This is a genomic window from Pseudomonas sp. LS.1a, from assembly GCF_022533585.1.
Taxonomy (GTDB): Bacteria; Pseudomonadota; Gammaproteobacteria; order Pseudomonadales; family Pseudomonadaceae; genus Aquipseudomonas.
Genome location: NZ_CP092827.1, coordinates 3,736,459 through 3,750,579 on the forward strand (window position 1 = coordinate 3,736,459; position 14,121 = coordinate 3,750,579).

Consider the following 14,121-nt stretch of genomic DNA (forward strand, 5'->3'; position numbering starts at 1 on the left):
GGGCTCCAACGACAAACAACTTTGTTCCGAGGAGCTCACCATGGGCCTTTTGATCGACGGCCGCTGGCATGACCAGTGGTATGAAAACGGCAAGGACGGCACGTTCAAGCGCGAAAATGCCCAACGCCGCAATCAGCTGCCCGCTCCCGAAGCCGGCCGTTACCATCTGTACGTCTCGCTGGCTTGCCCATGGGCGCACCGCACCCTGATCTTCCGTGCCCTCAAGGGACTGGAACCCCTGATCGACGTATCTGTGGTCAGCTGGCTGATGCAGGACCATGGCTGGACTTTCGACCAGCAGCAAGGCTCCAGCGGCGACCACCTCGATGCGCTGCAGTACCTGCACCAGCGCTATACCCAGGATGACCCGCACTACACCGGCCGAGTGACTGTACCCGTGCTGTGGGACAAGAAAGAGAAACGCATCGTCAACAACGAGTCGTCGGAGATCATCCGCATCTTCAACAGCGCGTTCAATGAACTGACCGAGAATACACTGGACCTGTACCCAGAGCCGCTGCGCCCGACCATCGATGCGCTGAACGAGCGCATCTACCCGGCGGTGAACAACGGTGTGTATCGCGCAGGCTTTGCCACTACGCAGGAAGCCTACGAGGCTGCCTTTGATGAAGTGTTCAACGAACTGGACTACCTGGAAGACTTGCTCGGCCGCAATCGCTACCTGGCCGGAGAATACCTGACCGAGGCCGATGTGCGCCTGTTCACTACCTTGGTGCGCTTCGATGCGGTGTACCACGGGCACTTCAAGTGCAACCTGCGCCGCCTGAGCGATTATCACAACCTGTCGAACTGGCTGCGCGAGCTGTACCAGTGGCCGGGGGTGGCGGGTACGGTGGACATGGAGCATATCCAGAAGCACTACTACATGAGCCACAAGACCATCAACCCGAACGGGATCGTGCCCAAGGGGCCGCTGCAGGACTTCAACCTGGCGCATGATCGGGAGCGGTTGGCAGGCAAGGGAATCTGGCAGGCTTGAGATTGTCGGGGCCGCAAAGCGGCCCCAACGATTTCAGCTGTTCTGCGAGCCTTCGAACCACGCCAGCTTGTCACGCAACTGCACCACTTCCCCGACAATCACCAGGGTCGGCGCATGCACTTCATGCTGGGCCACCAGCTCCGGCAGATCCGCCAGGGTGCCGGTGAACACCCGCTGATTTCGCGTAGTGCCCTGCTGCACCAGCGCCGCCGGGGTACTGGCCGCACGGCCATGGCGAATCAGCTCGGCACAGATGGTCGGCAAACCCACCAGGCCCATGTAGAACACCAGGGTCTGCGCCGGCGCCACCAGGTCATGCCAAGGCAGGTTGCTGGTGCCATCCTTCAGGTGCCCGGTCACGAAACGCACCGACTGGGCATAGTCGCGGTGAGTCAACGGAATGCCCGCATAGGCGGAGCACCCACTGGCCGCGGTAATGCCCGGCACCACCTGGAACGGGATGCAATGCTCGGCCAGCTCTTCGATCTCTTCGCCACCCCGGCCGAAGATGAACGGGTCGCCGCCCTTCAGGCGCAGCACACGCTTGCCCTGCCGGGCCAGATCGACCAGCAGGCGGTTGATCTGGTCCTGCGGCACGGCATGGTCGGCACGGCGCTTGCCCACATAGATACGCTCGGCATCGCGCCGGCACATCTCGATGATCGCCGGTGCCACCAGACGGTCGTACAACACCACGTCGGCTTGCTGCATCAGGCGCAAGGCGCGGAAGGTCAGCAAGTCCGGATCGCCCGGGCCCGCACCCACCAGGTACACCTCACCACCCTGCTGCACCGGTGCACCGTCGACCATCGCCTGCAACAGGCGCTCGGCCTCGGCGCCCTGCCCGGCCAGCTGGCGCTCGGCAATCGGCCCCTGGAATACGGTTTCCCAGAAGCCGCGGCGCTGGTTGACGTCCGGGTACAAGGCCTTGACCTTGTCGCGGAAGCGCGCGGCCAGGCCAGCCAGTTCGCCGTAGGCGGACGGGATCCAGGCCTCCAGCTTGGCGCGAATCAAGCGCGCCAGCACCGGAGCATCGCCGCCACTGGACACCGCCACCACCAACGGCGAACGGTCGACGATCGCCGGGAAGATCACCGTGCACAGGGCCGGCGCATCCACCACATTGACCGGCAGGCTCAGCGCCTGTGCATCCGCCGACACCTGGGCATTGAGCCCAGGGTCGTCGGTGGCCGCGATCACCAGCCGGCAACCGACCAGGTCGGCCGCCTGATAGCCACGCACCAGCACCTCGCCGCCACCTTCCCGGGCAAGCGCTGCCAACTGGCCGTCGACATCCGGTGCCACCACCCGCAGCGCGGCGCCGGCATCGGCCAGCAGGCGCGCCTTGCGCAAGGCGATCTCACCACCGCCAACGACCAGCACGCGGCCACCCTGCAGCTTGTGGAACAGCGGCAGGTAATCCATTTAGCGGATGACCTCGACGCCGCCCATGTATGGCTTGAGCACTTCCGGCACACGGATCGAACCGTCGGCCTGCTGGTAGTTTTCCAGCACGGCAACCAAGGTACGGCCTACGGCCAGGCCGGAGCCGTTGAGGGTGTGCACCAGCTCTGGCTTGCCGGTTTCCGGGTTGCGCCAGCGGGCCTGCATGCGGCGCGCCTGGAAGTCGCCGCAGTTGGAGCACGAGCTGATTTCGCGGTACTTGTCCTGGCTGGGTACCCACACTTCCAGGTCGTAGGTCTTCACCGCGCCAAAGCCCATGTCGCCGGTGCACAGGGCCAGCACGCGGTACGGCAGCTCCAGCAGCTGCAGCACACGCTCGGCGTTGGCGGTCAGGCCTTCCAGGGCTTCCATCGACTTGGACGGCTCGACGACCTGCACCATCTCGACCTTGTCGAACTGGTGCTGGCGGATCATGCCGCGGGTGTCACGGCCCGAAGCACCGGCTTCACTGCGGAAGCACGGGGTGTGGGCAACCAGCTTCAGCGGCAGCTGTTTGGCGTCGAGGATTTCACCGGCCACCAGGTTGGTCAGCGACACTTCGGCAGTCGGGATCAGGTAGAAGTCGGCCTCGCCTTCGCGGCTGATCTTGAACAGGTCTTCCTCGAACTTCGGCAACTGGCCGGTACCCTGCAGGGCCGGAGCCTGCACCAGGTACGGGGTGTAGTGTTCCTCGTAGCCGTGCTCACCGGTGTGCAGGTTGATCATGAACTGCGCCAGGGCGCGGTGCAGGCGGGCGATCGGGCCACGCAGCACGGCAAAGCGCGCACCAGACAGCTTGGCGGCGGCTTCGAAGTCCAGGCCACCGCTGACTTCGCCGAGGGCGACGTGGTCCTTGATTTCGAAGTCGAAGGCCTTCGGTGTGCCCCAACGGCGCACTTCGACGTTGTCGTCTTCACTGGCACCGACCGGTACGCTGGCGTCCGGCAGGTTGGGGATGGTCAGCAGGATGCCGTCCAGTTCGGCCTGGATGCCGTCCAGTTCGGTCTTGCCGGCAGCCAGTTCATTGGCCATGCGCTCGACGTCGGCCATCAGCGGCGCAATGTCTTCGCCCTTGGCCTTGGCCTGGCCGATCGACTTGGAACGGGCGTTACGCTCGGCCTGCAGCTGCTCGGTGCGGGTCTGCACCGCCTTGCGGCGCTCTTCCAGTGATTCGATGCGCGCGACATCCAGGCTGAAGCCACGGGAGGCCAGGCGATCCGCCACTTCCTGAAGTTGGCCGCGTAACAGTTTGGAATCGAGCATATCGTTCTCTCGTTATGTGTAGGTGTTGGTTCAGAATCGGGTCAGGGACAGGCCGGCCCAGGTCGCGAGCAGCCCGCCCACCACGCTGATACCGGTATAACCCAAAGCCAGGGGCACTTGCCCGCTTTCCAGCAGGCGTACGGTATCCAGCGAAAAGGAGGAAAAAGTCGTCAGGCCGCCGAGGAAGCCGACGATCAGCCCGGCGCGCAGCTCGACCGGCACGATCGGCTTGTGCAGGAACAGGCCATAGAGCAGGCCGATCAGCAGGCAGCCAATCAGGTTGACCGCCAGCGTACCGAGATAGAAGTGCCGTGGCCAGTGGGCAGCCACCCAGTTGGTGGTAGCAAAGCGCAACAAAGTGCCGGCAATACCGCCCGCGCTGACGGCGGCAATCAGTGCAATCACGGTTTTCTCCGCTGGCGGGGGCTGTTGCGGTCAAGGTCGGCCAGGTGGCGCAGCTTCTCGCCAATCTTCAGTTCCAGGCCACGGGGCACCGGCTGGTAGTACTGGCGCGGCTCGAGTTCCTCGGGGAAGTAATCTTCGCCGGCGGCATAGGCGTCGGGCTCGTCGTGGGCATAGCGGTACTCGTCGCCATAGCCCAGTTGCTTCATCAGCTTGGTCGGAGCGTTGCGCAGGTGCAGCGGCACTTCCAGCGAGCCATGCTCGGCGGCTTCGCGCAGGGCGGTCTTGAAGCCCATATACACTGCGTTGCTCTTCGGTGCACAGGCCAGGTAGGTGATGGCCTGGGCCACCGCCAGCTCACCCTCGGGGCTGCCCAGGCGCTCTTGCACATCCCAGGCCGCCAGGCACAGGCTGAGCGCACGCGGGTCGGCGTTGCCGATGTCTTCGCTGGCCATGCGCACCACGCGGCGGGCGATGTACAGCGGGTCGCAGCCGCCGTCGAGCATGCGCGCGAACCAGTACAGGGCACCATCGGGGTTGGAGCCGCGCACCGACTTGTGCAGCGCGGAAATCTGGTCGTAGAACGCCTCGCCGCCCTTGTCGAAGCGGCGGCGGCTGTCACCGAGCAGGCTCTGCAGCATCTCGACGTCGATCTCGCTGCCGTCCTCAGCCAGGTCCGAGGCGTTCTCGAGGAAGTTGAGCATGCGCCGGCCATCGCCATCGGCGGCAGCCATCAGCATCTTGAAAGCGTCATCGCCAACCCGCAGGTTGCGCTTGCCCAGGCCACGCTCTTCAGTCAGCGCGCGGTTGACCAGCTTGCGCAGCGCCGCCTCGTCCAGGCTCTTGAGCACATATACCCGCGCCCGCGACAGCAGTGCGTTGTTCAACTCGAACGACGGGTTTTCGGTGGTGGCGCCAATGAACAGCAGGGTGCCGTCTTCCACATAGGGCAGGAAGGCATCCTGCTGCGACTTGTTGAAGCGGTGCACTTCGTCGACGAACAGGATGGTACGGCGGCCGTACTGGCCAGCCTGCTGCTTGGCCACCTCGACCGCCTGGCGAATTTCCTTCACCCCGGCCAGCACCGCCGACACCGTTTCGAAGTGCGCATCGCAGAACTGCGCCAGCAACCGCGCAAGGGTGGTCTTGCCCACCCCCGGCGGCCCCCAGAAGATCATCGAGTGCAGCGCACCCTGCTCCAGCGCCTCGCGCAGCGGTTTGCCGCGCGCCAGCAGATGCTCCTGGCCAACGTACTCGTCCAGGTTGGACGGGCGCAGGCGAGCGGCCAGGGGCTGGGCGACGGGTTCGCTTCGAAACAGGTCCATGGCGAGTTCTGGTTACTCCTTGATGACGTCCGCGCCTTTGGGGATGTCGAACTTGAACTTGCTGTCCGGCACCGCCTGGTTGGCCTTCACGCCATTGAACAGGATGTTGGTGCGCTGGCCGACGCTGTCGATCAGTTGCATGTCATTGATCAGGCCTTTGCGGAACGACACGCGCAGCGAGTCGAACAGGGTGTCCTTGGTTTTCGGCTTGAGGGTGAAGTCCATCACTTCGCCCTGCTCCTTCGAGCTGATGTCGAAGCTCTGGCTGATCTTCGACACGTCACCGGACAGTAGCAGTGCCGGGGTCTGGTTCAGGCGCACATCAAGCTTCTTGATGGTGGCCTGCTCCAGGTCCGGGTCCCACAGGGTGACGTTCTTGCCATCGGAGACCACCACCTGCTCCTGCGGCGCATCGGTGTGCCAGTAGAACAGGCCCGGGCGCTTGACGGTCATCTTGCCGGAGGTTTCCTGCAGGCTGGTGCCGCCAGCGTCCAGGGTCAGCTGGGAGAAGTTCGCCTCGATGGTCTGCGACTTTTCCAACAATTGGGTCAGGCGTTGTACATCTTGCTCACCGGCATAAGCCGAAACGGTGGCCGACACAGAAGCCGCGGCCAGGGCAGAAACCAACAGCATGCGAATCGCGCGCATGGGAATCCTCATCGAGCATTGAAAAGGCCGGACGCCACCGTTGGCGCCCGGCAAGGTGTTCATCAGTCGCGCGGGCCACCCGGGGCAATCACTTCCCGCGAGCCGTTGCTGTTCATGGGGGTAACCACGCCGGCCATTTCCATGGCTTCGATCATGCGGGCGGCGCGGTTGTAGCCGATCTTCAGTTTGCGCTGCACGGCCGAAATGGATGCGCGGCGGCTTTCCAGCACGAACTGCACGGCCTCATCATACAGGGCGTCGCTTTCCGAATCTTCGCCATCGCCACCGCCGCCGCCGCCGCCTTCGAAGCCGCTGCCGGCCTCTTCGACACCATTGAGGATGTCGTCGTTGTAGTCCGGGGCGCCCCGCAGCTTCCACGCTTCCACCACGCGGTGCACCTCGTCGTCGGAGACGAACGCGCCGTGCACGCGAATCGGCAGGCTGGTGCCCGGCGGCATGTACAGCATGTCACCGTGGCCCAGCAGCTGTTCGGCACCACCCTGGTCGATGATGGTCCGCGAGTCGATCTTGCTCGACACCTGGAACGCCATGCGGGTCGGGATGTTGGCCTTGATCAGGCCGGTAATCACGTCCACCGAAGGGCGCTGGGTGGCGAGGATCAGGTGAATACCGGCCGCACGTGCCTTCTGGGCGATACGGGCGATCAGCTCTTCGACCTTCTTGCCGACGATCATCATCATGTCGGCGAATTCATCGACCACCACCACGATGGTCGGCAGGGTTTTCAGCGCAGGCGGCTCGTCGTCCATGCTCTCGCGGCGGTACAGCGGGTCATGGATGATTTCGCCGGCTTCCTGGGCGTCCTTGATCTTGCGGTTGAAGCCGGCCAGGTTACGCACGCCCATGGCCGCCATCAGCTTGTAGCGCCGCTCCATCTCGGCCACGCTCCAGCGCAGGGCGTTGGCGGCGTCCTTCATGTCGGTGACCACCGGGCACAGCAAGTGCGGGATGCCTTCGTAGATCGACAATTCGAGCATTTTCGGGTCGATCATGATCAAGCGCGCGTCTTCCGGGCTGGACTTGAACAGGATCGACAGGATCATCGCGTTCACACCCACCGACTTACCGGAACCGGTGGTACCGGCCACCAGCAGGTGCGGCATCTTGGCCAGGTCGGTGATTACCGGCTTGCCGCCGATGTCGTGGCCCAGGGCCAGGGTGACCGGCGATTTCTGCTCGTCGTACTGCGGCGTGGCCAGCACTTCCGAGAAGCGCACCATCTGCCGGTTTTCGTTGGGGATCTCGATACCCACGGTGGTCTTGCCGGGAATGACCTCGACCACACGCACACTGGTCACTGCCAGCGAACGCGCCAGGTCCTTGGCCAGGTTGGCGATGCGGCTGACCTTCACGCCGGCGGCCGGCTGGATTTCGTAACGGGTAATCACCGGGCCCGGGTGGATCGAGTCCACCGTCACTTCCACGCCGAATTCCTTGAGCTTGATTTCCAGCAGCTGGCCGACGCCGGCCAGGGATTCCGGCGAGTACTCGATCTTCTTCTGTTCGGCCGGGTCGAGGATGGAGATCGACGGCAAGGTGCCTTCCACCGCGCTGTCGACGAACAGCGGTGCCTGCTTCTCCTTCATCACCCGCTTGCTCGGCTCCGGCGCCCTGGCGGGTGTCGGCGGCACGATCATCGGGGCCGCGGCAGGTTGTTCGCGGGAGATTATCGGCTCACGTGGTGCCAGCGACTCGCGCGGTACCACAGGCTCGCGTGACAGGGTGGGCTCACGCGGCTCGACTGGCCGGGCAGGTGCCTCTTCACGTTTGAAAATGCGCTCGCGCAGCGCCGGTTTGGCCGGCTCACGCTTGTCGGCAGCCATTGGCGCGGCCTTGACCACCACCGGTTCATCCTCGCGCAGCTGCGCCTCCAGGCGCTTGCGCTCGTTGCGTGCTTCCCACCAACGGTTGGCGGCGCCCTGCACCAGCTCGAACAGGTCGAGGGTGATCTTGCCGGTCAGGTCCATCACCTTGAACCACGACAGGTCGGTGAACACGGTCAGGCCGAACAGGAACAGGGCAATGAACATCAGCGTGCTGCCCTGCACGTTCAGCAGGTTGCGCGCCAGGTCGCCCAGGCTCTCGCCGAGTGCGCCACCGGCCGAGAACGGCATGCTCGCTGGCGGGTGGAAATGGATATGCGCCAGCGCCGCACCAGACAGCACCAGGAACACCAGGCCGATCAACCGCCAGGAGAACAGCCAGCCGCTCCAGTCCCAGGGCTGGTGGCGTTCGCGGAAGATCTGCCAGGTCTTTATCGCCAGCAGCAGCGGGAAGATGTAGGCGAAGTAACCCAGCACCATGAACAGAATGTCGGCGAAGTAGGCACCGGCACGCCCGGCGGCGTTCTGCACCTGGTCGACGTTGCTGGTGTGGCTGAAGCCCGGGTCCGACGTGTCGTAGGTCAGCAGCGCCATCCACAGGTACAGGCACAGGGCGCCGACTGCGATCAACGCACCTTCCTTGAGGCGATAATGCAGCTGCTGCCGCCACAGGGGGACGGGCAAGGGAGCTGGAGTTGCGGTGGATTTCTTCAAAACGCGTCTATTCCTGCGCGTGCTGCGCGTCCAATAGTGATCGGCCGACGGTGCGGCCAATGAACCACTACTTTTAACATTACTGCCCGCCCACTGCCATGACGGCACGCCGTAAGGAGCTTGAGTGGGGGCGACTTTCGTATACCTGCAATTTGAGCACGCATTGTCTTCTGTGACAAAGGCTTATGCTGTGTTTTTGCACAGGTGTGACAGCAAATGTAGCGGATGGTGCCTGCGGTTTCATGAATGTGTAGGAAATTGCCTATTTTCATCGCCTGTGCCGGCCTCTTCGCGGGCTTGCCCGCTCCCACAGGTATTGCAACACCCCTGAAGGCAGCAGGGCCCCTGTGGGAGCGGGTTTACCCGCGAAGGGGCCACACCCATTGACCCTGCCATGCGCGCAAGCCATGCTGAGCCCTCCCCTCCCCCACCGCACGATAGACCATGCTCACCTGGCTGACCCGCGACTCGCTTGCCTTCCCTCCTCTGGAAAAGGCCCTGCACGACCCCAACGGCCTGCTCGCCGCCGGCGGCGACCTGAGCCCCGAGCGCCTGGTGCAGGCCTATCGCCATGGCTGTTTCCCGTGGTACCAGGACGGCCAGCCGATCCTCTGGTGGTCACCCGACCCGCGCACGGTGCTGTTCCCTGACCAGCTGCACGTGTCGCGCTCGCTGGCCAAGCTGATGCGCCAGGGCCGATACCAGGTCAGCTTCGACACTGACTTCGCCGCCGTCATCGCCGCCTGCGCCGCGCCGCGTGACTACGCCGACGGCACCTGGATCACCGACACCATGCGCGCCGCCTATTGCGAGCTGCACCGGCGCGGCACCGCCCATTCGGTAGAGGTGCGCCGGGATGGCGAGCTGGTCGGCGGCCTGTACGGCCTGGCCATGGGCCAGCTGTTCTTCGGCGAATCGATGTTCAGCCGCGCCGACAACGCTTCCAAGGTCGGCTTCGTGACCCTGGTCAACCACCTGCGCCAGGCCGGTTTCGTCCTCATCGACTGCCAGATGCCGACCCACCACCTGCACAGCCTGGGCGCCCGCGCCATCAGCCGCGCCGAGTTCGCCGGTTACCTGGCACGCCACCTCGACCAGCCCAACAGCGCCACATGGGTTCCCTAGGCGAGTTCCCATAGCTGGCTTACACTTAAAGCAAAGTCTCACCGAGGGGGTTGATCATGACAGAGTTGGCGCGGTTGAAGTTCTATGCCACTCAGCCCCACTCCTGCAGCTACCTGCCCGACGAACAGGCAACCACGCTGTTCCTCGACCCCAGCCAGCCAATGGACGTGCATGTGTACGCCGACTTGTCGGAAATGGGCTTTCGCCGCAGTGGCGACCACCTGTACCGCCCGCACTGCCAGAACTGCAATGCCTGCGTGCCGGCACGCATCCCGGCGGCACGCTTCATCCCCAACCGCCAGCAACGGCGCATCCTCAAGCGCAACGCCGACCTGACCGTGACTGCGGCACGCCCGGTGTTCAAGGAAGAATACTTCGATCTGTACCGGCGCTATATCGAAACGCGCCACGCCGACGGTGACATGTACCCGCCCAGCCGTGACCAGTTTTCCACCTTCCTGGTGCGCGACCTGCCGTTCTGCTGGTTTTACGAGTTCCGCCTGGAAGGCCGCTTGATGGCGGTAGCGGTGTGCGACCTGCTGCCCAACGGCCTGTCGGCGGTATACACCTTCTACGAGCCGGACGAAGAACGCCGCAGCCTGGGCCGCTTCGCCATCCTCTGGCAGATCACCGAAGCCCTGCGCCAGAACCTGGAGGCGGTTTACCTGGGTTACTGGATCAAGAACTGCAAGAAAATGAACTACAAGACGCAGTATCGGCCCATCGAACTGTTGATAAATCAGCGCTGGGTCACCCTCAACTGAAAGGCATTGGCTTGACACACAGTTTTCGGGCATAATCCACGCCACTTTTTTGCCCGGTGCGGTTATGCGTCGGGCCAACACTGGATCCGAGGGCTCTACTGCATGTCGAAAGAAGACAGCTTCGAAATGGAAGGTACTGTCGTCGACACCCTGCCCAACACCATGTTCCGCGTGGAGTTGGAAAACGGGCACGTCGTAACCGCGCACATCTCCGGAAAGATGCGCAAAAACTACATCCGTATTCTCACTGGCGACAAGGTCCGCGTCGAACTGACGCCCTACGACCTGAGCAAGGGCCGCATCACCTACCGTGCGCGCTAAGCTCAAGCCATGAAAAAGCCCGGCCATGTGCCGGGCTTTTTTGTGCCTGCCAGATGCAGGGGGCTGCATTGCAGCCCCCGCTGTCACGCAACCTCAGCCGTCGTCTCGAAGTCGAACACCAGTTCGCCATCGCGCAGGTCGACGTGCACCACGCCACCATGCTCGGCCAGTTCGCCAAACAGGATCTCCTCGGCCAACGGCCGCTTGATCTTGTCCTGGATCAGCCGCGCCATCGGCCGCGCACCCATCTGCACGTCGTAGCCCGAGGCCGCCAACCAGCCGCGTGCATCCTCACTGACCTCAAGCAGTACCCGCTTGTCTTCCAGCTGTGCCTGCAGTTCGATAAGGAACTTGTCGACGATGCTCTTGATCGTCTCGTGGCTCAGGCGGCCGAACTGGATGATGGTATCCAGGCGGTTGCGGAATTCCGGCGTGAAGCTCTTGCGGATGACTTCCATGGCATCGGACGCATGGTCCTGATGGGTGAAGCCGATCGAGGCCCGCGCAGCGGTTTCTGCGCCGGCGTTGGTGGTCATGATCAGGATCACGTTACGGAAGTCGGCCTTGCGCCCGTTGTTATCGGTCAGGGTGCCGTGGTCCATCACCTGCAGCAGCAGGTTGAAGACTTCCGGGTGGGCCTTCTCGATTTCATCGAGCAGCAACACGCAGTGCGGTTGCTTGGTAATCGCCTCGGTCAGCAAACCACCCTGGTCGAAGCCAACATAACCAGGAGGCGCGCCGATCAGGCGCGACACGGTGTGGCGCTCCATGTACTCGGACATGTCGAAGCGCACCAGCTCTACACCCAGCGCCTTGGCCAGCTGCCGCGCCGCTTCGGTCTTGCCGACGCCGGTCGGGCCGGCGAACAGGAACGAACCAACCGGCTTGTCTGGCGACTTGAGGCCGGCACGGGACAGCTTGATCGCGGTAGCCAGCGAATCGATCGCCTGGTCCTGACCAAATACGGTCAGCTTCAGGTCACGCTCGAGGTTACGCAGCAGTTCCTTGTCGGAGCTGGTGACGTGTTTCGGCGGAATCCGCGCGATCTTGGCGACGATGTCTTCGACCTGTGGCACGTCGATGCGCTTGACGCGGCTGGCCTCCGGCTGCAGGCGCTGGTAGGCACCGGCTTCGTCGATCACGTCAATGGCCTTGTCCGGCATGTGCCGGTCGTTGATGTAGCGCGAGGCCAGCTCGGCAGCGGCGCGCAAGGCTTCGTCGCTGTACTCGATGTTGTGGTGGCTTTCGAAGCGCCCTTTCAGGCCACGCAGGATGCCCACGGTGTCTTCGACCGAGGGCTCGCTGACATCGACCTTCTGGAAGCGCCGTGCCAGGGCACGGTCCTTCTCGAAGATGCCGCGGAACTCCTGGAACGTGGTCGAGCCGATGCAGCGGATTTCACCGGACGACAGCAGTGGCTTGAGCAGGTTGGACGCATCCATTACCCCGCCCGACGCTGCACCGGCACCGATGATGGTGTGGATTTCGTCGATGAACAGGATTGCCTGCGGGCGCTTGCGCAGCTCGCCCAGCAGCGCCTTGAAGCGCTTCTCGAAGTCGCCACGGTACTTGGTACCGGCCAGCAGTGCGCCAAGGTCGAGGGAATACACCACGCTCTGCGCCAGCAGGTCGGGCACCTGGCCATCGACGATGCGCTTGGCCAGGCCTTCGGCGATGGCGGTCTTGCCAACGCCAGCCTCACCCACCAGCAGCGGGTTGTTCTTGCGCCGACGGGCAAGAATCTGCGCCACGCGCTCCACTTCCTGCTCGCGGCCTACCAGCGGGTCGATACGGCCGGCACGGGCCAGCTCGTTCAGGTTGCTGGCATAGGCATCCAGCGGGTTGCTCGAAGAAGCGGTATCGCCGCCCTCTTCGTCCTGCATTTCCTGGTCGGTTTCGGAATGCGAACCATGGCCCGGCACCTTGGAGATGCCATGGGCGATGTAGTTGACCACGTCGATGCGGGCCACGCTCTGCTGCTTGAGCAGGAACACGGCCTGGCTTTCCTGTTCGCTGAAGATCGCCACCAGCACGTTGGCGCCGGTGACTTCACGCTTGCCGGAGCTTTGCACGTGGAACACGGCACGTTGCAGTACACGCTGGAAGCCCAGGGTCGGCTGGGTTTCGCGGTCTTCGTCGTTGACCGGAATCAGGGGCGTGGTGGAATCGATGAACTCTTGCAGGTCGTGCTTGAGTTTGTCGAGATTGGCGCCACAGGCGCGCAGAACGGTCGCGGCAGCCTCATTGTCAAGGAGTGCCAGCAGCAGATGTTCGACGGTCATGAACTCATGACGCTTCGAACGGGCCTCCTTGAAGGCAAGATTGAGGGTGACTTCGAGCTCGCGGTTTAACATAGCTTCACCTCATACCCAAGTGGTCGGCGATTAACCGTCCTTCTCGATTTCACAGAGTAGCGGATGCTGGCTTTCCCTGGCGTATTGGTTGACCTGCATAGCCTTTGTTTCGGCGATGTCACGGGTAAACAATCCGCACACTGCCCGCCCTTCGGTATGGACGGTCAGCATGATCTTGGTCGCCAGCTCGCGGTTCAGATTGAAGAACGTCTCGAGCACTTCGACGACGAAATCCATCGGCGTGTAGTCATCGTTGAACAAAACCACCTTGTACATCGGTGGTGCCTGCAGGATCGGCTTGGCTTCCTGTACTGCAAGACCTGAGCCGTCGTCCTCATTCGATTGCGGGCGATCCTGATTGAATGTTAGTCGAATCTCACTAGGTGCATGCATGGAAAGAATTTCATCATGAGCGACAGGTTAAGGTTATGGGTTGACTGCGAAAGGCACGGCCAGCGCAGGCGCCGGGCGACCTTGACTATCGGCAAAACGGTGTTACAAACAATAAGAACCCACCGTGGTCGATAAAGATCCGCGCAGTCAACCAGATTTTTCGCATGGTTCGTATGCGGATGAAGTGGATGATACTCCAGTGATGGAGTCCTTTGCAGAGGGACATAGGGATGGCAAGCGGTAAAGTCAAGTGGTTCAACAATGCCAAGGGCTATGGATTCATCAATGAAGAGGGCAAGGACGAAGACTTGTTCGCTCATTACTCAGCCATCCAGATGGACGGGTACAAGACGCTCAAGGCCGGCCAGGCCGTGAGCTTCGACATCGTCCAGGGCCCCAAAGGCCTGCACGCGGTGAATATCAGCAGCGCCACTGCCGCCACTGCCACCAGCGCACAGCAAACCGGCAGCACTGCCGACGCCTGACTTGCCGCGCGGCCTGCCGGCATACGAAAAACCGGCCGCC

General features: G+C 63.1%; 13 protein-coding genes. 5 read left to right on the forward strand and 8 right to left on the reverse strand.

The features are described from left to right. The first annotated feature begins 40 nt into the window (after nt 1–40). Entirely contained in the window at nt 41–1,000 is a 960-nt protein-coding gene (locus tag MKK04_RS17445; protein ID WP_241105827.1) for a glutathione S-transferase family protein, read from the forward strand. A 33-nt stretch (nt 1,001–1,033) separates the two neighbouring features. Here the strand turns inward: MKK04_RS17445 and cysG are convergent, their stop codons facing one another. The 6 genes from cysG to MKK04_RS17475 all read right to left on the reverse strand — a co-directional run bounded on the left by cysG (nt 1,034) and on the right by MKK04_RS17475 (nt 8,699). Then, nucleotides 1,034–2,425, reverse strand: a complete 1,392-nt coding sequence (gene cysG / locus MKK04_RS17450; protein ID WP_241105828.1) for a siroheme synthase CysG — start codon at nt 2,423–2,425, stop codon at nt 1,034–1,036. After that, nucleotides 2,426–3,706: a serine--tRNA ligase gene (serS, locus tag MKK04_RS17455; protein WP_025339770.1), complete on the reverse strand. Its 1,281-nt coding sequence runs from the start codon at nt 3,704–3,706 to the stop codon at nt 2,426–2,428. A 30-nt stretch (nt 3,707–3,736) separates the two neighbouring features. Then, a complete protein-coding gene (crcB, locus tag MKK04_RS17460) occupies nt 3,737–4,111 on the reverse strand; it encodes a fluoride efflux transporter CrcB (protein WP_075045642.1) in 375 nt (124 codons plus the stop codon). Then, nucleotides 4,108–5,433, reverse strand: a complete 1,326-nt coding sequence (locus tag MKK04_RS17465) for a replication-associated recombination protein A (protein ID WP_013973284.1) — start codon at nt 5,431–5,433, stop codon at nt 4,108–4,110. Before MKK04_RS17465 ends, crcB begins: the two co-directional genes overlap by 4 nt. 12 nt (nt 5,434–5,445) lie before the next feature. Further along, nucleotides 5,446–6,081, reverse strand: coding sequence for an outer membrane lipoprotein chaperone LolA (gene lolA / locus MKK04_RS17470; RefSeq protein ID WP_063912582.1), 636 nt, complete (start codon nt 6,079–6,081; stop codon nt 5,446–5,448). Nucleotides 6,082–6,143: 62 nt separating this feature from the next. Continuing rightward, entirely contained in the window at nt 6,144–8,699 is a 2,556-nt protein-coding gene (locus MKK04_RS17475) for a DNA translocase FtsK 4TM domain-containing protein (protein ID WP_442964546.1), read from the reverse strand. Nucleotides 8,700–9,083: 384 nt separating this feature from the next. Here MKK04_RS17475 and aat point away from each other — a divergent pair, with 384 nt between their 5' ends. The 3 genes from aat (at nt 9,084) to infA (ending at nt 10,849) form a co-directional block, all read left to right on the forward strand. Next, the gene (aat, locus tag MKK04_RS17480) at nt 9,084–9,764 is read left to right on the forward strand and encodes a leucyl/phenylalanyl-tRNA--protein transferase (protein ID WP_241105830.1); all 681 of its coding nucleotides are present in this window, start codon (nt 9,084–9,086) and stop codon (nt 9,762–9,764) included. Between the two features lie 56 nt (nt 9,765–9,820). Further along, the gene (locus MKK04_RS17485; RefSeq protein WP_207831191.1) at nt 9,821–10,528 is read left to right on the forward strand and encodes an arginyltransferase; all 708 of its coding nucleotides are present in this window, start codon (nt 9,821–9,823) and stop codon (nt 10,526–10,528) included. Nucleotides 10,529–10,630: 102 nt separating this feature from the next. Then, nucleotides 10,631–10,849, forward strand: coding sequence for a translation initiation factor IF-1 (infA, locus tag MKK04_RS17490; RefSeq protein ID WP_002553999.1), 219 nt, complete (start codon nt 10,631–10,633; stop codon nt 10,847–10,849). An 83-nt stretch (nt 10,850–10,932) separates the two neighbouring features. On the opposite strand, the gene clpA is transcribed toward infA, so the two are convergent. Then, a complete protein-coding gene (gene clpA, locus MKK04_RS17495; protein ID WP_233693637.1) occupies nt 10,933–13,203 on the reverse strand; it encodes an ATP-dependent Clp protease ATP-binding subunit ClpA in 2,271 nt (756 codons plus the stop codon). A 30-nt stretch (nt 13,204–13,233) separates the two neighbouring features. Continuing rightward, nucleotides 13,234–13,596, reverse strand: coding sequence for an ATP-dependent Clp protease adapter ClpS (clpS, locus tag MKK04_RS17500; RefSeq protein ID WP_013973290.1), 363 nt, complete (start codon nt 13,594–13,596; stop codon nt 13,234–13,236). Nucleotides 13,597–13,826: 230 nt separating this feature from the next. Here clpS and cspD point away from each other — a divergent pair, with 230 nt between their 5' ends. Beyond that, entirely contained in the window at nt 13,827–14,081 is a 255-nt protein-coding gene (cspD, locus tag MKK04_RS17505) for a cold shock domain-containing protein CspD (protein ID WP_207831187.1), read from the forward strand. Nucleotides 14,082–14,121: the final 40 nt, after the last annotated feature.